Annotated in this window: 28 protein-coding genes; 21 read left to right on the top strand and 7 right to left on the bottom strand. The window is 69.1% G+C overall.

Translation table 11 applies throughout. The features are described from left to right. Positions 1–24 precede the first annotated feature (24 nt). Positions 25–1,098, top strand: a complete 1,074-nt coding sequence (locus AC07TY_RS09730) for a 4-hydroxy-3-methylbut-2-enyl diphosphate reductase (RefSeq protein ID WP_494785185.1) — start codon at positions 25–27, stop codon at positions 1,096–1,098. Next, positions 1,095–1,730: a DUF6264 family protein gene (locus AC07TY_RS09725; RefSeq protein WP_488625708.1), complete on the top strand. Its 636-nt coding sequence runs from the start codon at positions 1,095–1,097 to the stop codon at positions 1,728–1,730. Before AC07TY_RS09730 ends, AC07TY_RS09725 begins: the two co-directional genes overlap by 4 nt. 88 nt (positions 1,731–1,818) lie before the next feature. Here AC07TY_RS09725 and fbaA read toward each other — a convergent pair whose 3' ends face one another. Then, positions 1,819–2,847 (bottom strand): class II fructose-bisphosphate aldolase, encoded by a 1,029-nt coding sequence (fbaA, locus tag AC07TY_RS09720; protein ID WP_123506245.1) that lies wholly within the window; start codon positions 2,845–2,847, stop codon positions 1,819–1,821. Between the two features lie 151 nt (positions 2,848–2,998). Between fbaA and glpX the strand changes: the two genes are divergently transcribed. After that, positions 2,999–3,994 carry a class II fructose-bisphosphatase gene (gene glpX / locus AC07TY_RS09715; protein WP_123506244.1) on the top strand — a complete coding sequence of 332 codons (996 nt, stop codon included), beginning with the start codon at positions 2,999–3,001 and terminating at the stop codon, positions 3,992–3,994. A 4-nt stretch (positions 3,995–3,998) separates the two neighbouring features. Here glpX and AC07TY_RS09710 read toward each other — a convergent pair whose 3' ends face one another. Next, positions 3,999–5,228 (bottom strand): DNA recombination protein RmuC, encoded by a 1,230-nt coding sequence (locus AC07TY_RS09710; protein WP_494785184.1) that lies wholly within the window; start codon positions 5,226–5,228, stop codon positions 3,999–4,001. Between the two features lie 136 nt (positions 5,229–5,364). Here AC07TY_RS09710 and iolC point away from each other — a divergent pair, with 136 nt between their 5' ends. The 10 genes from iolC to AC07TY_RS09660 are packed head-to-tail and all read left to right on the top strand — an operon-like array spanning position 5,365 to position 16,159. Then, positions 5,365–6,330, top strand: a complete 966-nt coding sequence (iolC, locus tag AC07TY_RS09705; protein WP_494785183.1) for a 5-dehydro-2-deoxygluconokinase — start codon at positions 5,365–5,367, stop codon at positions 6,328–6,330. Then, on the top strand, positions 6,323–7,246 hold the full coding sequence (locus AC07TY_RS09700; RefSeq protein ID WP_494785182.1) for a class I fructose-bisphosphate aldolase: 924 nt from the start codon (positions 6,323–6,325) through the stop codon (positions 7,244–7,246). The genes iolC and AC07TY_RS09700 overlap by 8 nt, the downstream gene beginning before the upstream one ends. A gap of 31 nt (positions 7,247–7,277) precedes the next feature. Further along, positions 7,278–8,807, top strand: a complete 1,530-nt coding sequence (locus AC07TY_RS09695) for a CoA-acylating methylmalonate-semialdehyde dehydrogenase (RefSeq protein WP_494785181.1) — start codon at positions 7,278–7,280, stop codon at positions 8,805–8,807. A gap of 7 nt (positions 8,808–8,814) precedes the next feature. Further along, positions 8,815–9,738 (top strand): 5-deoxy-glucuronate isomerase, encoded by a 924-nt coding sequence (gene iolB, locus AC07TY_RS09690; protein ID WP_494785180.1) that lies wholly within the window; start codon positions 8,815–8,817, stop codon positions 9,736–9,738. After that, positions 9,735–11,648 (top strand): 3D-(3,5/4)-trihydroxycyclohexane-1,2-dione acylhydrolase (decyclizing), encoded by a 1,914-nt coding sequence (gene iolD / locus AC07TY_RS09685; protein ID WP_494785179.1) that lies wholly within the window; start codon positions 9,735–9,737, stop codon positions 11,646–11,648. Before iolB ends, iolD begins: the two co-directional genes overlap by 4 nt. 39 nt (positions 11,649–11,687) lie before the next feature. Beyond that, on the top strand, positions 11,688–12,611 hold the full coding sequence (locus AC07TY_RS09680; protein WP_488625715.1) for a sugar phosphate isomerase/epimerase family protein: 924 nt from the start codon (positions 11,688–11,690) through the stop codon (positions 12,609–12,611). A 39-nt stretch (positions 12,612–12,650) separates the two neighbouring features. After that, complete coding sequence (locus AC07TY_RS09675; RefSeq protein WP_494785178.1) at positions 12,651–13,697, top strand: Gfo/Idh/MocA family protein; 1,047 nt, start codon at positions 12,651–12,653, stop codon at positions 13,695–13,697. Continuing rightward, a complete protein-coding gene (locus tag AC07TY_RS09670) occupies positions 13,697–14,602 on the top strand; it encodes a sugar phosphate isomerase/epimerase family protein (protein WP_494785177.1) in 906 nt (301 codons plus the stop codon). The genes AC07TY_RS09675 and AC07TY_RS09670 overlap by 1 nt, the downstream gene beginning before the upstream one ends. A gap of 39 nt (positions 14,603–14,641) precedes the next feature. Further along, positions 14,642–15,748: a transaldolase family protein gene (locus AC07TY_RS09665; protein WP_494785176.1), complete on the top strand. Its 1,107-nt coding sequence runs from the start codon at positions 14,642–14,644 to the stop codon at positions 15,746–15,748. A 6-nt stretch (positions 15,749–15,754) separates the two neighbouring features. Further along, positions 15,755–16,159 carry a tautomerase family protein gene (locus AC07TY_RS09660; RefSeq protein ID WP_494785175.1) on the top strand — a complete coding sequence of 135 codons (405 nt, stop codon included), beginning with the start codon at positions 15,755–15,757 and terminating at the stop codon, positions 16,157–16,159. A 117-nt stretch (positions 16,160–16,276) separates the two neighbouring features. Here AC07TY_RS09660 and AC07TY_RS09655 read toward each other — a convergent pair whose 3' ends face one another. Then, entirely contained in the window at positions 16,277–17,038 is a 762-nt protein-coding gene (locus tag AC07TY_RS09655) for a GntR family transcriptional regulator (protein ID WP_123506232.1), read from the bottom strand. A gap of 190 nt (positions 17,039–17,228) precedes the next feature. On the opposite strand from AC07TY_RS09655, the gene AC07TY_RS09650 reads away from it, so the two are divergent. Beyond that, positions 17,229–18,515 (top strand): glycoside hydrolase family 2 TIM barrel-domain containing protein, encoded by a 1,287-nt coding sequence (locus tag AC07TY_RS09650; RefSeq protein ID WP_494785174.1) that lies wholly within the window; start codon positions 17,229–17,231, stop codon positions 18,513–18,515. A gap of 52 nt (positions 18,516–18,567) precedes the next feature. Here AC07TY_RS09650 and AC07TY_RS09645 read toward each other — a convergent pair whose 3' ends face one another. Next, the gene (locus tag AC07TY_RS09645; protein ID WP_494785173.1) at positions 18,568–19,158 is read right to left on the bottom strand and encodes an exonuclease domain-containing protein; all 591 of its coding nucleotides are present in this window, start codon (positions 19,156–19,158) and stop codon (positions 18,568–18,570) included. Positions 19,159–19,286: 128 nt separating this feature from the next. Here AC07TY_RS09645 and ychF point away from each other — a divergent pair, with 128 nt between their 5' ends. The 5 genes from ychF to AC07TY_RS09620 all read left to right on the top strand — a co-directional run bounded on the left by ychF (position 19,287) and on the right by AC07TY_RS09620 (position 22,689). Further along, entirely contained in the window at positions 19,287–20,360 is a 1,074-nt protein-coding gene (gene ychF / locus AC07TY_RS09640; protein WP_494785172.1) for a redox-regulated ATPase YchF, read from the top strand. An 87-nt stretch (positions 20,361–20,447) separates the two neighbouring features. After that, on the top strand, positions 20,448–21,029 hold the full coding sequence (locus AC07TY_RS09635) for an LON peptidase substrate-binding domain-containing protein (RefSeq protein WP_494785171.1): 582 nt from the start codon (positions 20,448–20,450) through the stop codon (positions 21,027–21,029). 388 nt (positions 21,030–21,417) lie between these two features. Continuing rightward, complete coding sequence (locus tag AC07TY_RS09630) at positions 21,418–21,816, top strand: ADP-ribosylation/crystallin J1 (protein ID WP_494785170.1); 399 nt, start codon at positions 21,418–21,420, stop codon at positions 21,814–21,816. An 89-nt stretch (positions 21,817–21,905) separates the two neighbouring features. After that, the gene (locus AC07TY_RS09625; protein ID WP_494785169.1) at positions 21,906–22,370 is read left to right on the top strand and encodes a DUF8821 family protein; all 465 of its coding nucleotides are present in this window, start codon (positions 21,906–21,908) and stop codon (positions 22,368–22,370) included. Between the two features lie 103 nt (positions 22,371–22,473). Further along, entirely contained in the window at positions 22,474–22,689 is a 216-nt protein-coding gene (locus AC07TY_RS09620) for a hypothetical protein (protein WP_123506228.1), read from the top strand. A gap of 125 nt (positions 22,690–22,814) precedes the next feature. Here the strand turns inward: AC07TY_RS09620 and AC07TY_RS09615 are convergent, their stop codons facing one another. Next, positions 22,815–23,321 (bottom strand): DUF1877 family protein, encoded by a 507-nt coding sequence (locus AC07TY_RS09615; protein ID WP_488625728.1) that lies wholly within the window; start codon positions 23,319–23,321, stop codon positions 22,815–22,817. 122 nt (positions 23,322–23,443) lie between these two features. Here AC07TY_RS09615 and AC07TY_RS09610 point away from each other — a divergent pair, with 122 nt between their 5' ends. Then, a complete protein-coding gene (locus tag AC07TY_RS09610) occupies positions 23,444–23,734 on the top strand; it encodes a hypothetical protein (protein ID WP_123506226.1) in 291 nt (96 codons plus the stop codon). Between the two features lie 131 nt (positions 23,735–23,865). Here the strand turns inward: AC07TY_RS09610 and AC07TY_RS09605 are convergent, their stop codons facing one another. After that, a complete protein-coding gene (locus AC07TY_RS09605) occupies positions 23,866–24,225 on the bottom strand; it encodes a DUF4180 domain-containing protein (protein ID WP_494785168.1) in 360 nt (119 codons plus the stop codon). A gap of 9 nt (positions 24,226–24,234) precedes the next feature. Next, positions 24,235–25,125, bottom strand: a complete 891-nt coding sequence (locus AC07TY_RS09600; RefSeq protein ID WP_494785167.1) for an aldo/keto reductase — start codon at positions 25,123–25,125, stop codon at positions 24,235–24,237. Between the two features lie 88 nt (positions 25,126–25,213). On the opposite strand from AC07TY_RS09600, the gene AC07TY_RS09595 reads away from it, so the two are divergent. After that, complete coding sequence (locus AC07TY_RS09595; RefSeq protein WP_494785166.1) at positions 25,214–25,834, top strand: TetR/AcrR family transcriptional regulator; 621 nt, start codon at positions 25,214–25,216, stop codon at positions 25,832–25,834. Positions 25,835–25,870: the final 36 nt, after the last annotated feature.

The raw sequence follows: 25,870 nt of genomic DNA, 5'->3' as shown, positions 1-25,870 counted from the left end.
ACCAGGCCCGCCTAGAATCACTCCGTGAGCCGAATTACGAATGGCGCTCTCGCCATCGACCTTCCGACACCGCGTGTTCCCGCGGTGCGCAACAGGCTAAAGGATACCCCCGTCATCGGGCGCAAACGCGTGCTCCTGGCGGCCCCCCGCGGCTACTGCGCCGGTGTCGACCGCGCCGTGATCGCCGTCGAGAAGGCCCTCGAGCACTACGGCTCGCCGGTCTACGTCCGCAAGCAGATCGTGCACAACGTCCACGTCGTGGCCACGCTCGAGCAGCAGGGCGCCATCTTCGTCGACGAGGTCGACGAGGTACCCGAGGGCTCGCACATCGTCTTCAGCGCGCACGGCGTCTCGCCGGCCGTCGTGAAGGGCGCCGACGACCGCGGTCTGTTGTCCATCGACGCGACCTGCCCGCTGGTCACCAAGGTGCACCGCGAGGCCATCCGATTCGCGAAGCAAGACCAGCACATCATCCTCATCGGCCACGCCGGCCACGAGGAGGTCGAGGGCACCATGGGCCACGCTCCCGAGCGGACCACCCTCGTGCAGAACCCCGGCGAGGTAGACACGCTCGTCGTCGACGACCCCGACAACCTGGTCTGGCTGTCGCAGACGACCCTCAGCGTCGACGAGACGATGGAGACGGTCAACCGCCTCCGCCAGCGCTTCCCGAACATCCAGAACCCGCCGTCCGACGACATCTGCTATGCCACTCAGAACCGCCAGGTCGCGATCAAGAAGGTCGCGAGAGACGCCGATCTGGTGATCGTCGTCGGCAGCGCGAACAGCTCGAACAGCGTGCGCCTCGTCGAAGTCGCCCTCGAATACGGCGCCAAGGCGGCGTACCGCGTCGACTACTCCTCCGAGATCCAGCAGGAGTGGCTCGACGGCGTCGAGACCGTCGGCGTCACCTCCGGCGCCTCCGTGCCCGAGGTCCTGGTCGACGAGGTCCTGGCCGAGCTCTCCGACGCCGGCTATGCCGACGTGGGCGAGGTCAAGACCGCCGAAGAAGACCTGATGTTCTCGCTCCCGAAAGAGCTGCGCAAGGATTCCACCGGCGGGGTCGACTCCCGAGCCCTGGGCGGCCGCACCCGATGACCACGCCTCCCGAGCAGACCGCGCACGCCGAGACACCCCAGTCCGCGGCCGCCGAGCCCGTCCGGGTCGAGGGCCGTCCAGCCCCGGAATACGGCGAGTACGCCCCTCCGGGCTGGGTCAGCCCCGTCGCTCCGCCGCCTGAGCCGAGCACAGCCGAGACACCGGCGCAGCAAGTCAGGGCCTCCGCCGCACCGCAGCGTCCGGGTGCTCCGACCATCGACGCACCGCCGCCCACCGGCGCGCCCGTCCCCGGGGCTCCGCCCAAGGCACTTCGCAACGCGGCCTTCAACCGCTTCGCGACGCTCGGTCTCATCGTCTACGGGCTGTACGACGTGGTCCGCTCGGCCTTGGAGTCCGACACCTTCGTGACGACCTACGTCGCGGAGTTCCGCTCGCTCGGGTACCTCTCCGGCGCGTTCGAGAGCACGGCGGCGCTGCAGCTCGTCGGGGTCGTCAGCGCCGCCGCCTCGGTGCCGATCTTCCTGATCACGATGATCGTCGCGATCCGCCGGCTCCGGGCGGGCAAGCGCTCCTGGCTCGTGCTCCTGATCGTCGGACTCGCCGTCAACGTCGTGACCGGACTGGTCGTGGTGGGCGTCGTCATGGGCGACTCGTCGTTCGTCGGGGCCTGACGGGGCGCACCCGGACGCAGGCGAGGCGGCCGCCGAGTGGCGACCGCCCCGTGATCCTGCCTATCTCAGCCTCGTGGGCCGAAGGCCGTCAGCTCTTGCTCTGGCCGTGCGAGCCCAGCTGCTTCGTCGCCTCCAGCACGCGGGCGGCCATGGCGGTCTCGGCGATCTTGCCCCAGGAGCGCGGGTCGTAGACCTTCTTGTTGCCGACCTCGCCGTCGACCTTGAGGAACCCGTCGTAGTTCTTGAGCACGGTGTCGGCGATCGAGCGCGAGAACGCGTACTGCGTGTCGGTGTCGATGTTCATCTTGACGACGCCGTTCGACACGGCCTCTGAGATCTCGGCGTCGGACGAACCCGATCCGCCGTGGAAGACCAGCTCGAGCGGCTTGGCCGCGGTGCCGAACCTCTCGGCGATGCCGGCCTGGATCTCGCCGAGGAGCTCGGGGCGCAGCTTGACGTTGCCGGGCTTGTAGACGCCGTGCACGTTGCCGAAGGTGAGAGCGGCGATGTAGCGGCCCTTGTCGCCCAGGCCGAGCGCCTCGACCACGCGGGTCACGTCGCCGACGGTCGTGTAGAGCGCGTCGTTCGTGCCCTCGTGCTCGACGCCGTCCTCCTCGCCGCCGACGACGCCGATCTCGACCTCGAGGATCGCGTTGATGGCCTTGGTGCGCTTGAGCATGTCTTCGGCGATCGAGATGTTCTCGTCGAGGGGCACCGCGCTGCCGTCCCACATGTGCGACTGGAAGAGGGGGTTGCGGCCCGCCTTGACCTCCTCCTCGGAGGCGGCGATGAGCGGCATGACGAAGCCGTCGAGGGCGTCTTTGGGGCAGTGGTCGGTGTGGAGGGCGACCGTGACGGGGTAGTTCTTGGCCACCTCGGTGGCGAACTTCGCGAATGCGATGGCGCCCGCGGCGCGGTTCTTGACCGTCTGGCCGGCGAAGTAGTCGGCGCCTCCGGTCGTGACCTGGATGATGCCATCCGACCCGGCCTCGGTGAGACCCTGCAGCACGGCGTTGATGGTCTGCGACGACGAGACGTTGATCGCGGGGTAGGCGAACCCCTGCGTCTTCGCTCGGTCGAGCATCTCGGCGTACTGCTCTGGGGTGGCGACGGGCATGACTTCTCCTTCGATGACGGGCGCGTTCTCGTTTCACTCTACCGAGGCGCGATGGGCGCTCGCCGGGTCGATCCGGCGCTGCACATGTGTGCACCTGCAATCGCGCGACGGCGTAATGGCTCGGACTTCCGACCCGGGTAAAGTTCGCCTCATGACCATCAGCGATCCTGGCACCCTGTTCACCCACCCCGACCGGAACCTCGGAATGGAGCTGGTGCGGGCGACGGAGGCCGCGGCCATCCGGGCGGCACCGTGGATCGGCCGCGGTGAGAAGAACCTCGCCGACGGCGCCGCTGTCGATGCGATGCGCAAGTTCCTCGGCACCGTCGACTTCGACGGCGTCGTGGTGATCGGCGAGGGCGAGAAGGACGACGCCCCGATGCTCTTCAACGGCGAGCACGTCGGCACCGGCAACGGCCCCTCGTTCGACATCGCGGTCGACCCGATCGACGGCACCTCGCTCACCGCGACCGGCCGCATGAACGCCGTCTCCGTGATCGCCGTCTCGGACCGCGGCACGATGTACGACCCCAGCGCCGTCTTCTACATGGACAAGATCGTGACCGGCCCCGAGGGCCTCGGCGTGATCGACCTCAGCCTCCCCATCGGCGACAACATCCGCGCGCTCGCTGCGGCCAAGGGCATGCCGGTCGAAGAGATGCAGATCGCGGTCCTCGACCGTCCGCGTCACAAGCAGCTCATCGCCGACATCCGAGCAGCGGGCGCAGGAACGCGGCTCCTCCTCGACGGCGACGTCGCGGGCGGAATCAACGCCGCCCGCCCCGAGTCCCGCATCGACATGTGCGTCGGCGTCGGCGGCACCCCCGAGGGCATCATCACCGCCTGCGCAGTCAAGGCGCTCGGCGGCGTCATCCAGGGCAAGCTGAAGCCGAAGGACGACGCGGAGCGCCAGCGCGCGATCGACGCCGGCCACGACCTCGACCGCATTCTCACGGGCGACGACCTGGTCACGGGCGACAACACCTACTTCGTCGCGACCGGCGTCACCGACGGCGCTCTCGTCGCCGGTGTCTCCCGCAAGAACGGCCTGATCCGCACCGAGTCGCTGGTGCTCCGCTCGCACTCGGGCACCCAGCGCCGCGTGATCGCCGATCACCTCGAGTCGAAGTGGCTCGGCGAGGCCTAGGTCTCTAGCTCTCGCGCACGCGGTCGAGCTCGGCAGTGAGCTCGACCGCCGCGAGGTCGCGCGGCAGGTCGTCGATCGGCGCGGCCGGTGCCAGCACAGTCGCCTCGTCGAGCATCGACAGCCGTCGGGCCGACGGAAGCACCTGCCTCTCCAGCGAGCCGACGAACCTGTTGTAGTCGGTCACCGTGCCGCGGATGGAGCGCCCGAGCTTGTCGACGTGCCCGGCCATCGTCGACAGGCGGCCGTACAGCTCGCGACTGAGGTCGAAGAGCTGCTTGGCCTCCTGCGTCACGACGTCCTGCTGCCAGCTGAACGCGATGGTCTTCAGCACCGACCACAGGGTGACCGGCGAGGCCAGGGCGACGCGCTTCTGGAACGCGTAGTCCATGATCGACGGGTCGGCCTCGAGCGCCGACGATACGAGCGACTCGCTCGGGATGAACGCGATCGTGAGCTCGGGCGACGAGTCGAGACCCGACCAGTACGCCTTCGCGGCGAGGGCGTCGATGTGGGCCCGGACGGCCTTGACGTGCGCGCGGAGCAGGTCGTCGCGGCGTGCACGGTCGGCGCCGGTCGCCGTGGCCGGGATCGTCGATGCCTCGAGGTAGGCGGTGAACGGCACCTTGGCGTCGACGGCGATGTTCTTGCCGCCGGGCAGGTGGATGACCATGTCGGGGCGCCTCGCGCCGGAGTCGGCCGCGATCGACGACTGGACGTCGAAGTCGACGCGCTCGAGGAGCCCCGCCGCCTGCACGACGTTGCGGAGCTGCGTCTCGCCCCAGACGCCGCGCGTGCTGTTCGACTTGAGGGCCGCCGCCAGCGACTCGGCCGTCGAGCGCAGGCGCTCCTCCGACTCGGAGGCGGAGCGCAGCTGCTCGCTGAGCTCGCCGTGCTGCCGTTGGCGTTGCTGCTCGAGCTCGGCGACCTTGAGCTGCACGGCACGGAGGCTCTCGGCCACGGGGCTCAGGGCGGTGAGCACCCGGCCGTCGGCCGACGAACGCGCCGTCTCGGCCTCTGCCGAGGCGATCAGCCGGTCGTGCAGCTCGTCGACCCGTTGCTCCTGCAGTTCGAGCTGCCGGGCGTGCTGCGCCTCCTGCGCGTCGAGGCGCTCGCGCAGGGCGGCGGCCGTCGACGCGGAGCCGGCGACGCGGCCGCGCGCCAGCGCGAGGCCGATGAGGATGCCGAGCGCGGCGCCGGCGAGGAGCCCGAGGAAGAGAGCGGCGGTGGAGGACATGCTGGGAGTCTGGCAGTGCCCACCGACAAAGGTCTCGCAATCCGGAGGCTTAATGTCCTGACATTAAGGCAAGAGACGTGTACGCTCGACATCACAGCACGGTTCCGCCTTCACACAGGAAGTTGTACATCGGAGTATGACCCAGACAGCAGGTACCCCCTACGACGTCGTGACCATGGGCCGGGTCGGCGTCGACATCTATCCGCAGCAGGCCGGAGTGCCTCTCGAGGAGGTCGAGACGTTCTCCAAGTCGGTCGGCGGCAGTGCGACCAACGTCGCCATCGCGGCCACGCGCTACGGCAACCGGTCCGGCGTCATCACCCGCACCGGTGCCGACCCGTTCGGCCGCTACGTCGTGAAGGAGCTCGAGCGCCTCGGCGTCTCGACGGAGTTCATCTCGACCGTCGCCGGGCTCAACACCCCCGTCACGTTCTGCGAGATCTTCCCGCCCGACGACTTCCCGCTCTACTTCTACCGGGCGCCCAAGGCCCCCGACCTGATGATCACGGTGCAGTCGCTCGACCTCGCCGCCATCGAGCAGGCCCGGGTCTTCTGGACGACCGTCACAGGCCTCTCCGAGGAGCCCAGCCGACAGGCCCACCACGTCGCCTACCAGGCGCGCGGCCGACGCCCCCTGACGATCCTCGACCTCGACTACCGTCCGATGTTCTGGTCGTCGGCCGAGGTGGCCACCCGCGAGGTCGGGCGTGCCCTCGAGCACGTCACGGTCGCGGTGGGAAACAAGGAGGAGTGCGAGATCGCCGTCGGCGAGACGGAGCCCGAGCGCGCAGCCGACGCCCTCCTCGAGCGCGGCGTCGAGCTCGCGATCGTCAAGCAGGGCCCGCGCGGGGTCCTCGCCAAGACGCGCGACGAGTCGATCGAGGTACCCGCCCACCTGGTCAAGGTCATCAACGGCCTCGGCTCGGGCGACGGCTTCGGCGGCGCCCTCATCCACGGGCTCCTGCAGGGCTGGCAGCTCGAGCGCGTCCTGCGCTTCGCCAACGCCGCCGGCGGCATCGTCGCCACCCGCTTCGAATGCTCGACCGCGATGCCCACCGCGGCCGAGGTCGAGGCAGTCCTCGAGGAGGCCCTCCATGTCTGACGCATCCTCGTCGTTCGCCGACAGGGTCGCGCGTCTGCGCGACATCCGCGCCGCCGAGCCGGAGGCGATCGGCGCCGCTCTCGCGAGCCGCGTCCGGCGCCCGCTCCTGGAGGGCGACGGCCGCCTGTTCATCGTGGCCGCCGACCACACGGCCCGCGGCGCCCTCGGAGTCCGCGGAGACTCGCTGGCGATGTCCGACCGGGGCGAGCTGCTCCGCCGCCTCGTAGTCGCTCTCGAGCGACCAGGCGTCGACGGCGTGCTCGGCACCCCCGACATCCTCGAAGACCTGGCCCTGCTCGGCGCTCTCGACGGGAAGGTCGTCGTCGGCTCGATGAACCGCGGCGGCCTCCAGGGCGCCACGTTCGAGATGGACGACCGCTTCACCGCCTACTCGTCCCAGGGCATCGTCGACGCCGGGTTCGACTTCGCGAAGCTGCTCATGCGCATCAACCTCGAGGATGCCGGCACCGCGACGACCATCGAGGCGACCGCTCGGGCCGTCAGCGAGTCGGCCGCCCTCCACCTGCCGATCATGCTCGAGCCGTTCGTGTCGAACTGGGTCGACGGCCGCATCGTCAACGACCTCTCGACGGAGGCCGTCATCAAGTCGGTCGCCATCGCCTCGGGCCTCGGCGAGTCGACGGCCTACAGCTGGCTGAAGCTCCCGGTCGTCGACGACATGGAGCGCGTGATGGCCGCGACCACCCTGCCGACGCTCCTCCTGGGAGGCGACCCGGCCGAGAACCCCGACGAGACCTACGCGAAGTGGGGCGCCGCCCTGGCGCAGCCCGGCGTGCGCGGCCTCACCGTCGGCCGGACCCTGCTCTACCCGTCCGACGACGACGTCGTCGCAGCCGTCGACACGGCGGCCGGGCTCGTCCACTCCACTGTCCCGGCGCAGGTCCAGAACGCCTAGACCGAACGCTCCGCTCAGAAAGAAGAAGCAGATGACTACCACCGCTCCCACCGCCGGCGCGACCGCGACCGAGCTTCCCGAGATCACCCACTGGATCGACGGAGCGCGCGTCTCGGGCGCGTCGGGCCGCACGGCCCCGGTCTACGACCCCGCGCTCGGCGTCGCGACGAAGACCGTCGCCCTCGCCAGCCAGGAGGAGATCGACCGCGCCATCGCGAGCGCCAAGGCGGCGTTCCCGAAGTGGCGCGACCTGTCGATCACGAAGCGCCAGCAGATCATGTTCCGCTTCCGCGAGCTGGTCAACGCGCGCAAGGACGAGCTCGCCGAGATCCTCACCGCCGAGCACGGCAAGGTCATCTCCGACTCGCTGGGCGAGATCCAGCGCGGCCTCGAGGTCCTGGAGCTCGCGACCGGATTCCCGCACCTCATCAAGGGCGAGTTCAGCCAGCAGGTGTCCACCGGCGTCGACGTCTACTCGACCAAGTCGCCGCTCGGCGTCGTGGGCATCATCAGCCCCTTCAACTTCCCGGTCATGGTGCCGATGTGGTTCTTCCCGATCGCCATCGCGGTCGGCAACACGGTCGTCCTCAAGCCCAGCGAGAAGGACCCGTCGTCGAGCATCTTCCTGGCGGAGCTCTTCAAGGAGGCCGGTCTGCCCGACGGCGTCTTCACCGTCCTGCAGGGCGACAAGCTCGCCGTCGACGGCCTGCTGAACAGCCCCGACGTCGCCAGCATCTCGTTCGTCGGCTCGACGCCGATCGCGAAGTACATCTACGAGACCGCAGCCAAGAACGGCAAGCGCGTCCAGGCCCTCGGCGGCGCGAAGAACCACATGCTCGTGCTGCCCGACGCCGACCTCGACCTGGTGGCCGACTCGGCCATCAACGCGGGCTTCGGCTCGGCCGGCGAGCGCTGCATGGCGATCAGCGTTCTCGTCGCCGTCGGCGACGTAGCTGACAAGGTGGTGCCGATGATCAAGGAGCGCATGTCGAAGCTCGTGATCGGCGACGGTCGGCGATCCTGCGATATGGGCCCTCTGGTCACCGAGCAGCACCGCGACACGGTCGCCTCGTACGTCGACATCGCGATCGCCGACGGAGCCGACGTCGTCGTCGACGGCCGCGGCATCGAGGTCGACGGCGACAAGGCCGGCTTCTGGTTCGGCCCCACCCTGATCGACAGGGTGCCGCTGACCAGCCGCGTGTACACGGAGGAGATCTTCGGACCAGTGCTCAGCGTGGTCCGCGTCGACACCTACGAGGAGGGCGTCGAGCTCATCAACTCGGGCGCCTTCGGCAACGGCACGGCGATCTTCACCAACGACGGGGGAGCTGCGCGTCGCTTCCAGAACGAGATCGAGGTCGGCATGATCGGCATCAACGTGCCGATCCCCGTCCCGGTCGCCTACTACTCGTTCGGCGGGTTCAAAGACTCGATCTTCGGCGACTCGAAGGCCTACGGCATGCAGGGGTTCCACTTCTTCACGCGCGAGAAGGCCATCACGTCGCGCTGGTCCGACCCGTCGCACGGCGGCATCAACCTCGGCTTCCCCCAGGCGTGACGCACCCATGACCACCTGGTTCCACCCCGCACAGAGCCTGGCCCGCGGTGGCTGGCAGTCGGTCGTCGACGACACCCTCGAAGGCTGGCAGCACACCGGCCTCCGGGTCGGCGAGCTGGCGGCCGGCGAGCTGACGCTGACCGCCGGCGATAGGGAGCGCATAATCGTGCCGCTGACCGGCGACGTCCGCATCGAGTGGGCGTCCGCCGGCGACCGCGGCACGATCGAACTCGAGGGCCGCGCCTCGGTCTTCGACGGTCCGCCCGATGTCGCCTACCTCGGCGTCGGCACCTCGGCGACCCTCTCCGGCTCCGGCCGGGTCGGCGTCGCCGAGGCGCCCGCCACCGAGGTGCTCTCGGTGCAGGTGCTCCGCAAGGCCGACATCCCGATCGAGATCCGCGGGGCCGGCCGCTCGACCCGCCAGGTGCACAACTACGGCACGCCCGCGGGTCTGCACGCGCAGAAGCTCATCGTCTGCGAGGTCATCACACCGGCCGAGAACTGGTCGTCGTACCCGGCGCACAAGCACGACGAGGCCGTGCCCGGCGTCGAGTCGCGGCTGGAGGAGATCTACTACTTCGAGTCCGAGGTCACCCGCGGGGCAACCGCTCCGGCCGAGGCGCAGCCCTTCGGCATGTTCGCCACCTACTCGTCGCCCGCCGGCGCGATCGACATCAACGCCATGGTCCGCACCGGCGACATCGCGCTGGTGCCCTTCGGCTACCACGGCCCTGCCGTGGCCGCCCCGGGCTACGACCTGTACTACCTGAACGTGATGGCCGGGCCCGACCCGGAGCGCGTCTGGAACATCACCGACGATCCGGCGCACGGGTGGGTCCGCGCCGAATGGTCGGAGCAAGAGACCGACCCCCGCCTCCCGTACGCCGCCGCAGAGCCGCACACGCTCAACCAGAAAGCATCAGGTCGATGACGACTTCCCCAGCACAGACCATCCGGATGACCGTGGGCCAGACCCTCGTCGAGTTCCTCGCCAACCAGTGGACGGTCGACGGCGATGTGCGCGAGCGCACGATCCCGGGCATCTTCGGCATCTTCGGCCACGGCAACGTGGCGGGCGTCGGCCAGGCGCTCAAGCAGCTGCACGAGACCAAGCCCGGTCTCATGCCGTACCTCCAGGCCCGCAACGAGCAGGCCATGGTGCACCAGGCCGTCGCGTACGCGCGCATGCACCGCCGCCGCGCGACCTATGCGTCGACCGCGTCGGTCGGCCCCGGCGCCGCCAACATGCTGACCGCCGCGGCCCTCGCGACGACGAACCGCCTGCCCGCGCTGCTCCTCGCCAGCGACACCTTCGCGACCCGGGTCTCCGACCCGGTGCTGCAGCAGATCGAGATGCCCCACGACACCTCGATCAGCGTGAACGACGCGTTCCGCCCGCTCTCGCGATTCTTCGACCGGGTGGTCCGCCCCGAGCAGCTGTTCTCGATAGCCCTGTCGGCCATGCGCGTTCTGACGGATCCGGTCGAGACGGGAGCGGTGACGATCGCGCTTCCCGAAGACGTGCAGGCCGAGGCGATCGACGTCCCCGTCGAGTTCCTGCGTCACCGCGAATGGCACGTTCGCCGACCCGTCCCCGAGAAGGGCCCGCTAGAGCGCGCGATCGCCGCGATCCGCGGCGCCGAGCGCCCGTTCATCGTCGCCGGCGGCGGAGTTCTCTACTCGGGCGCCGAAGAGCAGCTCCGCGCCTTCGCGGCGGCGACCGGCATCCCGGTCGGCACGACGCAGGCCGGTGGCGGCGCCCTCGACTGGGACCACCCGCAGTACCTCGGCGGCGTAGGCGCCACCGGCTCGCTCGCGGCGAACGACCTCGCGGCCGAGGCCGACGTCGTGATCGGCATCGGCACCCGCTACAGCGACTTCACGACGGCTTCGCGCACCGCGTTCCAGGACCCCGACGTGTCCTTCGTCAACATCAACGTCGCGTCGTTCGACGCCTACAAGCACGGCTCGCAGCTGCCGATCATCGCCGACGCCCGCGAGAGCATCGACGCGCTGTCGCACGGCCTCTCGGAGTTCGCCGTCTCGAGCGACTACGCCGCGCGCATCGCGTCCGAGAAGGCCGCGTGGGACGACCTCGTCGACGAGGCCTTCCTCCCCAGCGGCCTCGCGCTGCCGGGCCAGCCCGAGATCATCGGAGCCGTCCAGGCGGCATCCGACCCGACCGACGTCGTGGTCCAGGCCGCGGGCTCGCTCCCGGGCGACCTGCACAAGCTCTGGCGCACCCGCGACGCCCTCGGCTACCACGTCGAGTACGCGTTCTCGTGCATGGGCTACGAGATCGCCGGCGGCATCGGCGTGAAGCGCGGCGCCCCCGACCGCGACGTCATCATCATGGTCGGCGACGGCTCGTACCTGATGCTGCACACCGAGCTGGTCACGGCGGTCGCCGAGGGCATCAAGGTGATCGTCGTCCTGATCCAGAACCACGGCTACGCGTCGATCGGCCACCTCTCCGAGACGGTCGGCTCGGAGCGCTTCGGCACCCTGTATCGCAAGCAGGACAAGGCGACGCTCGACTTCCAGGGCTCCGAGATCCTGCCGGTCGATCTCGCGATGAACGCGCGCAGCTACGGCGTCGACGTCATCGAGATCGAGCCGACGACGAACGCGATCGCCGACCTGTCGGCGGCGTTCGCCACGGCGAAGACGTCCGAGACCTCAACCCTGATCCACATCAACAGCGACCCGCTCGTCTACGCGCCCGACGGCGCCGGCTGGTGGGACGTCCCGGTCGCTCAGGTCTCGACCCTCCCCTCGACGCAGAAGGCCTACGACGACTACCTCGTCGAGCAGGCGAGGCAGCGGCCCCTCCTCGGCTGAACCCCGACAACCTCCTACCAAGAAAGAGACAGCGCAGTCATGACCGTCACCGACACCCAGGGCATCCGCATCGGCACCGCACCCGACTCGTGGGGCGTGTGGTTCCCGGAGCACCCCAGCCAGATCCCCTGGGACCGCTTCCTCGACGAGGTCCAGAAGGCCGGCTACGAGTGGATCGAGCTGGGGCCGTTCGGCTACCTGCCGACCGACCCGCACCAGCTGGAGGACGAGCTCGGCAAGCGCGACCTCAAGCTCTCGGCGGGCACCGTCTTCACGGGGTTCCACAAGGGCGAGGAGCAGTGGAAGCGCGCGTGGGACCAAGCGCTCGACGTCGCCGGCCTCGCCTCCAAGCTCGGTGCCGAGCACCTCGTCGTCATCCCCGACCTCTGGCGGAGCGATGCCACCAACGAGGTGCTCGAGGCGCGCACCCTGACCGACGAGCAGTGGGCGAAGCTCGGCGCCGGCCACGACAAGCTCGGCAAGGCGCTGCTGGAGGAGTTCGGCATGCACCAGCAGTTCCACACGCACGCCGACAGCCACGTCGGCACCTACCAGGAGACCGAGCGCTTCCTGCAGGTCACCGATCAGCAGTTCACCAACCTGTGCCTCGACACCGGCCACTTCGCCTACTACGGCGGCGACAACGTGCGCCTCATCGAGCAGTACCCGGAGCGCATCGGCTACCTCCACCTCAAGCAGGTCGACTCCGACCTCCGCTTCACGGTGCTGAAGAACGACATCCCCTTCGGCGAGGCCGTCGGGATGGGCGTGATGGTAGAGCCCCCGAAGGGAGTTCCTGCGCTCGCCCCGATCATCGAGGCCGTGGCGAAGCTCGACTCGAACATCTTCGGGATCGTCGAGCAGGACATGTTCCCGGTCGCCTCGATCGACCTGCCGCTCGGCATCGCCACGCGCACCCGCGAGCACATCTTCGGGTGCACCCACCTCGCCCGAGTCAACTAGTCCCGCTGACAACCAGAGCACCAGAGAAAGAAGAGAACCATGAGCACGCAGGAACTCCGCGTCGCCGTCGTCGGCGCCGGCATGATGGGCGCCGACCACGTCGCCCGCATCACCCAGCGCATCTCCGGCGCCCGCGTCACGGCGGTCGTCGACCCCGACACCGCCCGCGCCGCCGCCGCCGCGGCCCTCGCGCCCGGCGCCCAGACGTTCGCCGCCTTCGAGGACGCCCTCGCGGGCACCGAGATCGACGCCGTCATCATCGCGACCCCCGGGTTCCTGCACGAGCCGGTGATCCTGCCCGCGCTCGAGAAGGGCCTGGCGATCCTGAGCGAGAAGCCACTGAGCGACACAGTCGAGTCGAGCCTCCGCATCATCGAGGCCGAGCAGAAGCTCGACCGACCGCACATGCAGGTGGGCTTCATGCGCCGCTTCGACGCTGGCTACCTCCAGCTCCGCGAGCTCGTGCGGTCGGGAGCCAACGGGTCGCTGCTCGCACTCCATTGCGCTCATCGCAACGCGTCCACGCCTCCGAACTACTCGGAGTCGGCGCTCATCACCGACTCGGTGATCCACGAGATCGACATCGTGCCGTTCATCGCCGGCGAGCCGATCGTCTCGGTCGAGGTCAAGAAGCCGCGTCGCAACTCGCTCGCGCCCGACGGCCTGGTCGAGCCGCAGTTCGTCCTGCTCGAGACGCTGTCCGGCACCCTCGCGATCGTCGAGATCAGCGTCAACATCCAGTTCGGCTACCAGGTGACGACCGACGCGGTCTTCGAGTCGGGCGTGGCGTCGATCGGCCGCGCCGAGACCATCCAGGTCGCCAGCGCGGGCCAGATCGGCCAGAGCGTCACCCCGTCGTTCAAGGAGCGCTTCGGCGCCGCCTACGACGTCGAGATCCAGCGCTGGGTCGACGCGGCGCACCGCGGCGAGATCGACGGACCGTCGGCCTGGGACGGCTACCTCGCCAGCGTCGTCGCCGACGCGGGCGTGCTCGCGCAGTCGTCGGGCGAGAAGGTCGTCGTCGAATACGCCCTCGAGAAGCCTGCCTTCTACGAGACGGGCGCCCGCGAGGCGGTCTCGGCCTGATGGTCAAGATCGCCCTCGATCCGACGCCGTTCCACCACGACTACTCGCTCCTCGAGCTGCCGCAGAAGGTCCGCGACCTCGGGTACGACCACCTCCAGCTGACACCGCACAGAGACTTCATCCCGTTCTTCCGGCACCCGAAGGCCGACGACGACCTCGTCGACGCCTTCGCCGCGGCCTGCCGCAATGCCGGGGTGACGGTGGCATCCGTGCTGCCGGTGCTCCGCTGGTCGGGTCCGTCCGACGACGAGCGCCGTGCCGCCGTCAAGCAGTGGAAGCGCGTCATCGACATCACGGCCCGTCTCGGCGTCGACCTCATCAACACGGAGTTCTCCGGGCGGCCCGAGCTGCAGGAGGAGTCCGAGCGCCAGTTCTACTGGTCGATGGAGGAGCTCCTCCCGCTGTTCGAGCGCGAGGGCATCCGGGTGCTCATCGACCCGCACCCCGACGACTTCGTCGAGGACGGCTTGGAGGCCGTCCGTGTGATCCGCGGGCTGAACTCGAAGCAGGTGGGCATGGCGTTCGTCTCGTGCCATACCTTCCACTACGGCGACCAGACCCCGGCGATCTTCGAGGCGGCCGGCCAGTCCATCGGCCTCGTGCACATCGCCGACACGTTCGACCACCACCGGTCGCACGGACTCCGCTACATCACCAACCCGCCCGGTAATCCCGTGCGAGTGCATCAGCACCTGCCGATCGGCCACGGCGACGTCGACTGGGCCCAGTTCTTCGGCGGTCTGGGCGGCCTCGGATTCTTCGACCGCGATGACACGGTGGCCGTGTCGAGCGTGTTCGCCGAAGACGAGAACGCCGACGAGGTCTCGAAGTTCCAGCGCAAGCAGATCGCAGCCCGGATCGCCGCCACCCGCACCCCGCAGTCCTCTCGCCCGACGCTGTCGTAACCGGCACGCGGTCGACTCACACGATCAAGGAGACATCTCATGACGACAGTTCTCACCGATACCCGGCCGAGCACCCTCCGCGCCGCGCAGGACACCCCGACGAGCCTCTGGAACGACTCGGCCGACCCGCAGGAACTCGCGCGCTCCATCGCCGAGTTCGGCGCCGTCGGCGCCACCTGCAACCCCGTCATCGCCCTCACCTGCATCAAGAACGACCCCGGCACCTGGATCCCGCGCCTGCGCGAGCTCGCCGCCGAGAACCCGACGATGGGGGAGTCCCAGCTGGGCTGGAAGGCCGTCGAGGAGCTCTCGATCGGCGCGGCGAAGCTGCTCGAGCCGGCGTTCGAGGCGTCGGGCGGCCGCAACGGCCGTCTGTCGATGCAGACCGACCCGCGGTTCCACCGCGACAAGGACGCCCTCGTCGAGCAGGCCGTCTCCTTCTCGGGTCTCGCGAAGAACATCATCGTGAAGATCCCCGCCACGAAGCTCGGCATCGAGGCGATGGAGGAGGCCGTGTACCGCGGCGTCTCGATCAACGCGACCGTGTCGTTCACGGTGCCGCAGGCCGTCGCCGTCGGCGAGGCTCTCGAACGCGGCCTGGCCCGCCGGGCCGCCGACGTGCTCCCCGCGGCCCTGCACCCGGAGAAGACGGAATTCGGCAACGTCGTCACCATCATGGGCGGACGCCTCGACGACTGGCTGAAGGTCGTCGCCAAACGCGACGGGATACTCATCGATCCGGGCTACCTGGAGTGGGCCGGCGTCGCCGCTCTGAAGAAGGCGCACCACGTCTTCGTCGAGCGCGGCTTCTCGTCGCGCGTGCTCTCGGCCGGGTTCCGCAACTATATGCAGTGGTCGGAGCTCGTCGGAGGAGACCTCGTCGTATCGCCGCCGTTCCAGTGGCAGGTCGACATCAACGCGAACGAGATCCCCGCCGAGAACCGCATCGACGTGCCGGTCGACCCGGAGATCATCGAGACGCTCCGTGCGAGGATCCCCGACTTCACCCGCGCCTACGACGTCGACGGCATGGAGCCGGCCGAGTTCGACCGGTTCGGCGCCACCGTCACGACGCTCCGTCAATTCCTCGACGCCGACGCCCAGCTCGACGCACTCGTGCGCGACGTGATCGTGCCGGGGGTCTGAGCGCGCATGCCCCTCGTCAGAATCGACGTCACCGCCGGCCGTCCCGACTCGGAGGTCACCGCGATCGCCGACGCCATCCACGAGGCGATCGTGGAGGTCTACGGCATCCCGGTGCGCGACCGCTTCCAGATCATCACCGAGCTCCCCGCCAGCCGCATCATCGCGCAGGACGCCGGACTCGGCTTCGAGCGCACCGACGGCGTCGTCATGATCCAGATCGTCACCCAGCGCGGCCGCACCGACGAGACGAAGGCGGCGCTCTACGACCGCATCGCCACCGGCCTCGCCGCCGTCGGCGTCGCGGGCGAGGACGTCTTCATCGGCTACGTCGAGAACGGCCCGCAGGACTGGTCGTTCGGCTTCGGCGTCGCCCAGTACATGACCGGCGAGCTGTCCGTCCCGAAGGCGTAGCCGACTGCCATCAGCGGGAGTGCTCGGGTGCGTGAGATGCAAGGCGGAGCCCCGCCGGCAATAGCGAAGCTATGCCGGCGGGGCGACAACGCCGCAGATTGCGCGTCCGAGTGCTCCCTACTTCTCGACGAGGGTGATCGAGAACGAGTACAGGTCGGGGCGGTAGCAGTGGTAGCCGACCTCGACGGCGCGGCCCGACGCGTCGTAGGCCGTGCGGCTCATGGTCAGCACGGCCCCGTGCTCGTCGATCTCGAGCAGCGACGCCTCGTCGTCGACGGCGGCCCGAGCCCCGATGGTCTGCTTGGCGACGCGCATCGTCACGCCGCGGCCGCGCAGCACCTGGTACAGGCCGAACTCCTCGAAGTCGATGGCCGACAGGTCGGCGACGACCGTCGGCAGGTAGTTCTCGAGAAGCGCGACCGGCACGTCGTCGGCCAGCCGGAGGCGTCGGATGTGCGTGACGGGATCGCCCACCGCGATGCCCAGGGCCTCGGCGATCTGCTCGTCGGCGGGGAGGACGCTGTGCGACAGCACGCGCGTCGTCGGGTGCTGGTCGCCCGAGCGGAGATCGTCGAACAGGCTCGTCAGCTCGACCTTGCGGCTCACGGGCCCGTGCACGACCTGCGTGCCGATGCCGCGCCGACGCACGAGCAGACCCTTGTCGACGAGCTCCTGGATCGCACGGCGGATCGTGGGGCGCGACAGGCCGAGGCGCTCGCCGAGGGCGACCTCGTTCTCGAGGCGCGATCCTGCCGGAAGCACTCCCGTCGCGATCGCGTTCTCGATGCGGCTCGAGACCTGGAAGTAGAGCGGCATGGGCCCCGAGCGGTCGAGGTCCATGAAGAGGTCGGGCGGCAGCACGCCATCGTGTTCGGTCATCGAGTCTTCCCGGTACAGGCGGCGGCCCGAGGCCGTCGCGCGATTGTTCAGACATTATCATCGGCGATGCGCGGCCGGTGCGGTCCGCGCCTCTCAGACGCGCGGGGTTCTGTCGGTTCCCTCTTTGGGGGACTGACGGGGGAGGCGGCGGCACGTAGCGTGGTCGTCAACCGATCACTCTGGAGGCCCCATGCCCCGCCCTCTGCTTGCGCGTGCCATCGCGACGACCGCGGCCCTCGCACTCGGGGCCGCCGCTCTCGTCGCCGCGCAGCCCGCCGCCGCTGCGACGACAGGCGTCCACGTCACCGGCACGACGGGCCACTGGTCGCTCACGGTCGACGGCCAGCCGTACACGGTGAAGGGCGTCACCTACGATCCCAAGGTCAACGCCCCGGCGAAGTACCTGCCCGACGTGCACGCGATGGGCGCCAACACCGTGCGCGACTGGGGTACCGACATCTCGTCGACCACCCACGACCTCTTCACCGCCGCGGAAGACAACCACCTGCGCGTCATCGCCGGCTTCTGGATCGACTACGGCCAGGACTGGACCACGAACTCGGCCTACCAGTCGCAGATGATCAGCGAGATCACCAAGACCGTCACGTTCTACAAGAACAGCGACGCCGTGCTGATGTGGGACGTCGGCAACGAGGTCATGCAGAACCTCCCGTCGAGCGCCCAGCGGGCCGCGTACGCGAAGTTCATCGAGAAGGCCGCGAAGGCGATCCACAAGGCCGACCCCGACCACCCGGTCACGTCGACCGACTCGCAGACGTCGTTCTGGCCCGCGTACGAGAAGTACGCCCCGTCTCTCGACCTCTTCGCCCTGAACACGTACGGCGGCATCACGTCGGTGAAGAAGGCCTGGGGCGCAGGAACGTACACGAAGCCGTACATCCTCACCGAAGCGGGTACGGACGGCTACTGGGAGGTCCCCGCCGACCGCAACGGTCAGCCGACGCAGCCGAGCGATGCCGCTGCCGCCGCCGACTACACCGCCGCATGGAAGGCCATCGTCGGCGACCCGGGCGTCGCCCTGGGCGGCACCATGTTCCACTACTCGAACGAGACCGACCAGAACGCGATCTGGTTCGGCCTCCGCCCCGGTGATCTCAAGCGGGCGTCGTACTACGCGCTCGTCAAGGCGTGGGGTGGGAACGTCGGGGCGAACCGGCCGCCGGTGGTGTTGCAGATGAAGTTCTCGACGTACGCTGTGAAGGCGGGCAAGACGTTCATCCTGGCGGCTCCCGCCACCGATCCCGACGGCGACGCCATCGCCTACGCGATCACGCGCACACCCCTGGCGATCGGCGCCAACGGGACCCCGCCGGCCGCGCATGCGACGAAGCTGACACCCGGGCGGTACACGATCAAGGCGCCGGCGACACCTGGGGTGTACCGGTTCTACGCGCGCGTCAGCGACGGGCATGGGAACGCCGACTACGAGTCGAGGACGATCCGCGTCACGCGGTGACGACAGGGCTGCGAGCCCGACGCGGTCTCGTTTGGACGTCGTTCTGTCTCGACTACACGAAGCGGACGGTGCGCTTCGGCTCGAGCAGGTTGACGCGGACGCCCGCGGCCGCGGCCAGCTCGTCGACGGTCGTCGCGCCGTGACGCTTCGCCGCGTGCACGATGATCGCCGCGCACGCCTCGGCGTCGGCCAGGGCGTCGTGGTGGGTGAACTCCTCGAAGCCCGCGGCCCTGGCGGCCACCGGCAGGCGGTACGACTCGAGGGCGTACGTCTTGCGCGCCACCTGGAGGCTGCAGAGGTAGCGGGACGCCGGCGGCTCCTGGCCGGTGGCCTCGCACGCGCCGCGGATCACGCCCATGTCGAAGCCCGCATTGTGAGCCACGAGAACGTCGTCGCCGGCGAACTCGACGAGGTCGTCGAGCTGCTCGTGCCAGCCCAGCGCGTCGATGACGTCGGACTGCCGGATGCCGTGGATGCGGGTGTTCCACTCGCTGAACTCGTCGTGCCCGGGCGGCGGCTTGATCAGCCAGTACGCACGATCGACGACCCGGGCGTCGCTGACCCGCACCATGCCCACCGAGCACGCGGAGGCACTGGACGAGTTGGCGGTCTCGAAGTCGATGGCAACGTAGTCGAGTGGCATGGCGACATCGTGTCACGGGGTGCCGACATTGCCGGAACCCACGCGGGCGGTCCCGCGGTCGGCCCTCCGTCTGTCCTGCGGGCCCTCCGTCCGTCCCGTCGGGCCGGCTCCGGTTAGGCTCTATGACCGTGGCTCTCACTATCGCGATCGTCGGACTCCCCAATGTGGGCAAGTCCACCCTCTTCAACGCCCTGACCAAGAACCAGGTGCTGGCGGCGAACTACCCGTTCGCGACCATCGAGCCGAACGTCGGCATCGTGAACCTGCCCGACCCGCGCCTGCAGGTGCTCGCCGACCTCTTCAGCAGCGAGAAGATCCTGCCCGCGCCGGTGTCGTTCGTCGACATCGCCGGCATCGTGAAGGGCGCGTCGGAGGGCGAGGGGCTCGGCAACAAGTTCCTGGCCAATATCCGCGAGGCCGACGCCATCGCCGAGGTGGTCCGCGGATTTGCCGACCCCGACGTGGTCCACGTCGACGGCGTCGTCGACCCGGCGGCCGACATGGGCACGATCAACACCGAGCTGATCCTCGCCGACCTCGAGACCGTCGAGAAGGCGCTCGTGCGGTACGAGAAGGAGCTCCGCCTCAAGCGCGTCGAGCCGATCGTGCACGACACTGCGGTCGCCGCCCGCGACGCGCTCCAGCGCGGCGAGGCCCTCTCGTCGACCACGATCGACCTCGAGCCGATCCGCGAGCTCGGCCTGCTCACGGCCAAGCCCTTCATCTACGTGTTCAACGTCGACGAGGCCGTCATCGGCTCGCCCGAGCGCCAGGCTGAGCTCTCTGCCCTCGTGGCGCCGGCCGAGGCGATCTTCCTCGACGCGAAGATCGAGTCCGAGCTCATCGACCTCGATCCCGCGGACGCCGCCGAGCTGCTCGCGTCGACGGGTCAGGAGGAGTCGGGCCTCGATCAGCTCGCCCGCATCGGCTTCGACACGCTGGGCCTGCAGACCTACCTCACGGCCGGCCCGAAGGAGACCCGCGCCTGGACCATCGGCAAGGGCTGGAAGGCCCCGCAGGCCGCCGGCGTCATCCACACCGACTTCGAGAAGGGCTTCATCAAGGCCGAGGTCATCTCGTTCTCCGACCTCGTCGAGACCGGCTCCATCGCCGAGGCGCGCAGCCACGGCAAGGCCCGCATCGAGGGCAAGGAGTACGTCATGCAGGACGGCGACGTGGTGGAGTTCCGCTTCAACAACTAGGCGTTCTTCGCGGTGTGGACGAGCGCTCTCCGGGCACCTGTGAACTTGTCGTCCGCGGTGCTTCACTGGGTTATGGCCGTCTCACCGATGTTCCCGCTGGGATCAGTGCTGTTCCCATTCGTGCCCATCCAGCTGCGTATCTTCGAGCCTCGGTATCTCACGTTGGTCGGCCGCTTGCTCGACGAGGATGAACCCGAGTTCGGCGTCGTCCTCATCGAGCGCGGATCAGAAGCCGGGGGTGGCGACCAGCGCGCCTCGGTCGGGACGATGGCGCGTCTCGTGAGCGCCGCCGCGGGCGCCGACGACCTGTTCATCGTCGGCTTGGGGACCCGGCGGTTCACGGTCGAACGTTGGGTCGACGAGGATCCGTACCCGCGGGCCGAGCTCTCGATTCTGCCGGATCTCGAGTGGTCAGAGAAGCTCGCACCCCTGCGGGACCAGGCCGAAGCCGCTGTCCGCCGCTTGATTGTTCGCGCCGCGGGGCCCCAGTCGGATGACGACATCGAGCTGTCGGACGATCCAGTCGCAGCCGTCTGGCAACTGGCGGCGATCGCCCCGCTGGGTGATTACGACAGCTACACCCTGTTGAGGTCGACGACCTTGGGGGGTCTCCTGCGTCAACTGATCGATCTGGTCCTCGAGGCCGAGGAGCTCTGGTCCGCCGAGTGAGGCTTCTCACCACCGTTCACCACCTCTGGGGTTCCGCGGCACCTCACGCTGATTGAACGTGTCCACGACCGGGCCCGAGCCGTCGCCGGTCGTCGACGCGCTCGCCGGGCTCCGGGCCAGCGAGGCCTGTTCACTCGGGCAGGGGCGGCGAGAACTTCGGGCGTGAGGACTGTTTTGGAGAGAGACGCCCCTCGCCTATGCTTCGCATGGACATTCAAAGGTCATGCTTCGGAGGGTCGAAACTCGGCGGAGTTCCGCTTCAACAACGAGCTCCGCGATGGCAGTGAGTCGCGTTTCCGACATCTCGGCGCGATTATTCGCGACTAGATGCCAGATACGTGACTAGACGCCAGCTCGAGGCGGCGCGACGGCATGCCAAGGTGGGGGAATGACGCAGGACGAGCCGACAACCGTGACCCTGTGGCGACCGACTGGTCCCGAGGAGCTCGAGCTGGTGCGCGAGTCAGGATGGTCAGCATGGCCGCCCCGCCTGCCGGAGCAGCCGATCTTCTACCCGGTGCTGAACGAGGACTACGCGATCCGGATCGCGCGGGACTGGAACGTGCGGGCGTCGGGGGTGGGGCACGTGACGAAGTTCGAGGTCGACGGCGAGTTCTTGCGCCAGTTCGACGTGCAGCAGGTCGGCGGCGAGACGATCCTCGAGTACTGGATACCCGCCGAGCGCCTCGACGACTTCAACGACGCCATAGTGGGCACGATCGACGTGGTCCGCACCTTCAGCCGCGGCGTCGACGGCGAGATCGTGGAGACCGTCGGCCAGCCCTAGGTGGTACGCGCGAAACGCGACGCGATTCGAGAAACGCGGCGACACGGAGGCGCGCTAGCGTTGCCCCACCGAGAACACCGAGGAGCCCCATGCCCTACACCGTCGACTTCGTGAACGTCTCCACGACCGGCCTCGAGACATCGCCGGTCGCCGACGCGCTCGCCGGCCTCCGCGCCAACGAGGCCCGCTACTTCAAGAACAAGTACGACCACGTCTTCGTCACATCGACGGTCGACGAGGCTCCCGAGCCGCTCGCCTGGATCACCGACATCCTGAAGACCGAGCGCGACATCGAGATCGCGTCGAAGCCGCTCGAGGTCACCGAGTTCGAGGTCGAGGGCATGCGCATGGCATACGTCTTCTTCGAGTCGGGGCTCTCGATCAACGTCATGTACACGGTGGCCGACGGCAGCAAGCGCGCCGTCGGCATCAAGCTCTCCGACGGCATGGAGGTGCCCGACGAGCTGGTCGAGCGCTTCAAGTTCGCGCGCCAGAAGTCGAAGCTCGCCGGAACGATCCGCGGCTCCTTCTTCGTCATCAAGGGCGAGCACTAGCGCGACCGCTACGACCGCCGGGTACATCCGGTGAGCCGCGCACATCTTCGGTGGAGTGTGCTGGGGTCAACTCCTTGCTCCATCTCAACCGAAAGGCTCCACCATGAACCCCGTCAAGTTCGTCCACGACCTCGGCTTCCGTAGCGAGCACATGTACCTCGGCGGCTTCGCCTCCATCATCATCGCGCTGCTCGCATGGCTGGTGTCGCGTGGCAAGAAGTCCGACGACAAGGCGCAGTCCGACCGCTGGGGCATCTTCGTCGGCCACTGGGCGCCGACGTTCTTCGCGCTCGGCCTCGCCCTGAAGAACGAGGAGTAGCCGCCGCCGGGTGGGCGCACCTCGTCGAGGCCGCCCACCCGTGCCACGGGCGCAGGAACTGCAGCTCCCCGGGCGCACCCGATCCGCCAGTCCACCCGATGCGCCAGTTCACCCGATGCGCCCGCTCACCCGATGCGATAGACCACGCCGTGGCCGGCCGCCGCGGTCCGCGCCGTGAACTCCTTCGCCTTCTCGAGGTAGTGCCCCACGTACGAGACGTCTTCGCGGAGACGGTCGGCCGCATCGTCGTCCATTCGTCCGCGCCAACGCTCGGAGGCGAGGAACATCGCGAGGACGTCGACCTTGTCGACGTGAGTGATCCAGAGCGCGATCTCGGCTATCTCGGAGGGCTCCAGCACGGCGTAGTGGCAGCGGTACCCCTCCGCATAGCCGTTGGGATACTGCACCTCGCCCTGCACGAGCTTCAAACACGGGTCGTCGGGGTAGCGGTGGGGCCAGACGAAGAGCCGCTGGAAGTACTGCCAGGACTTGTCGAGCTCCAGAACCAGGCGGTCGTCGTCGGGATCGTCGTGGTCGACGATCGGATTGTTGTTCATGTAGTCGAGAGGGTTCTGGCGAGCGAGCGCGATGTCGTCGGCGAGGACCGGATAGGCGTAGTAGCGGATTCCCATGCCGACGATCCTGGAGTCGGAGCGGCGGTGTCCGCTGGCGTTCTCCACAGGCCCAGCGGCAATCGTTCTGCCCTGGGCGGACTGGGGAGAATCCTCCACAGGTCGAGGCATAGGCTCCGACCATGCCGCACATCGTCTACGCCGGAGTCCGCACCGCCATCTCGTCGTCGCAGCTCGTCGACCTGAAAGACAAGCTCACCGCGGCCGCAGCCGCGGGCGAGCCGCTCGAGATCAGCCTGATCGACGCCGAGGGCAGCGCCTCGTGGCTGTTCTGGACGCCAGGTGCGCCCATCGTCCTCAACGACGCCGACGTGCCGCCGGTGCCGGAGTTCCCGTTCCCCGACCTCTCGTCGCTCGGGTTGCCCGGGTTCCCAGAGGCGCCGCCGCAGCAGCAGCGGCGCGTGGGGTTCTGAGGCGCGGGATCCTCAGCGGAGGACGCCCCGCGGGCGCACAGGGATGCGGCCGCGGATCTGCACGCCCCACAAGGAGAAGACGGTCGCGCCGCATGCCTCACAAGGATGGCCAGGGCCTGAATCCTTGTCAGTCACCCCGCGAGTCGCGCCGCCAGAGTCGCCTCGTCGCGGGCGAACCACACCTGCGAGCCGGTATTCGACTCGCGGATCCAGTCGCGAAGGGCTGAGCTCGACGCCTCGAACGCCGAGACGTCGCCCAGCACGACCAGGCGGACGCGGTAGTTCACGAGCTTCTGCGCAAAGTGGCCGGCCAGCCGTGTCGACAGGTCGAAGAACGCCGGGTCGAAGCGCCCGACCGGAATGGCGATGACCTCGGCCTCCGCACCGAACGCCTCGCCCAGGAGGTCGACGGCGTCACCTTCCGTCGAGAGCGGCGGGCCGTCGTCGTCGGCGAACAGCACGCGCCCACCCGGGAAGTCGTCGATGCGCATGCCGCCAGCCTAGGTCGGGTTTGCGGCAGAGCGGGCGATCCCGTCGAGCGCCTCGACGAGCGCCGTCGGCAGGACCACGTCGGCGACCGCGAGGTTCTCGTCGAGGTGGGCGACGGTGGCGGTGCCCGGGATCAGGAGGGTGGTGGGGGAGTGCTGCAGCAGCCACGCGAGGCCGACCTGCGACGGGGTGAGGCCGAGTTCCTGCGCCCCGGTGATCACCTCAGGCCGGTCGACGACCTTGGGCACCTGCAGAAACCCGCTGCCGAGCGGGAAGAACGGCACCCAGGCGATGTCGTTCGCGGTGCAGACGAGAAGGAGGTCTTCGGCCTCGCGGCTGATCAGGGAGTAGCTGTTCTGCACGCAGACGATGCCGGCGGGGAGCGCGTGGCGGAGGGTGTCGGCGGTGATGCTGGAGAGGCCGATGGCGCCGATCGCTCCGGAGTCGCGCAGGCCGACGAGCACTTCGAGCTGGTCGTCGACGTCGACGACCTGGTCGCCCTCGGCCGAGATGCCGGGGCCCACGTCGAGGCGGCGCAGGTTGACGACGTCGAGACGGTCGACGCCCAGGCTGCGGAGGTTGGCCTCGACCGCGTCGCGGATCTCGTCGGGCCTCTGCGCGGGGCGGAGCGGGATCGGGCCGCCGGGGTTCGGAGCAGCGCCGACCTTGGTGACGACGACGGCCTCGGAGGATCGCGCCGCCGTCTCGCGGAGCAGGCCGTTGACGAAGCCGTCTCCGTAGAACTCCGCGGTGTCGAAGTGGTCGACGCCGTGCGCGAGAGCGTGCTCGAGGAGGGCGATCGCGGCGGGGCGGTCGTCATGGAGCTTCTCGAGCTGCATCGCTCCGTAGCCGACGCGGCCGACGGTGTGGTCGCCGAGGCGGCCGGTGGAGGTGCTGGTCATGGTGCGTCCTCTCGTGGTGTGCGAAGATGAGGGTGTTCCGGAGATGCCTCCGGTTTGTTCACCGTAGCATTAACGGAGGTGCCTCCGCTTGCCAGCCGAGACGACCCGCGCCCAGACGACCCGCACCCAGTCGACCCCCGCCCAGTCGACCCCCGTCACCCCGCGCCGCTCGCGCGCCGACGGCCTGCGCAACCGCGAGCTCCTCCTGAGCGCCGCGCACGATGCCTTCGCCGCCGCCGACGGCCGACCGGTGTCGCTGGAGGGCATCGCCAAGGCCGCCGGAGTCGGCATCGGCACCCTGTACCGGCACTTCCCGACGCGGGAGGCGCTCGTCGAGGCGGTGTACGAGTCCGAGCTGTCGGCGCTGACCGACCCGGCGACCCTGCCGTCCGGGCCGGCCGACCGGGCGCTGCGCCTGTGGATGGAGCGGTACGCCGTGTTCGTCGCCACCAAGCGGGGGATGATGGACGTCCTCCGCGCGGGCTGGGCGTCGGGGTCGATCGCGACCCCGTCGACGCGCGAGCGGATCAACGGCGTCGTCGACGGCTACCTGACGGCAGGAGCCGACGAGGGAGTGCTGCGCGCAGGCATCGTGGCCGACGACGTCACGGCGGCGCTGCTCGGCGCGTTCCAGTCGACGGCGACGAGCGACGACCCCGAGCAGATCGGGCGGCTGCTCGACCTGCTGGTCGCGGGGGTGCGGGCATGACGCGGGCGGGCCTGTCGCTGCCTTGGATAAGGACCG

The organism is Frondihabitans sp. GW821-FHT04F02, from assembly GCF_059420045.1.
The sequence above is the reverse complement of the archived record's forward strand: the minus strand, read 5'-3'. Positions and strand labels throughout refer to the sequence as shown.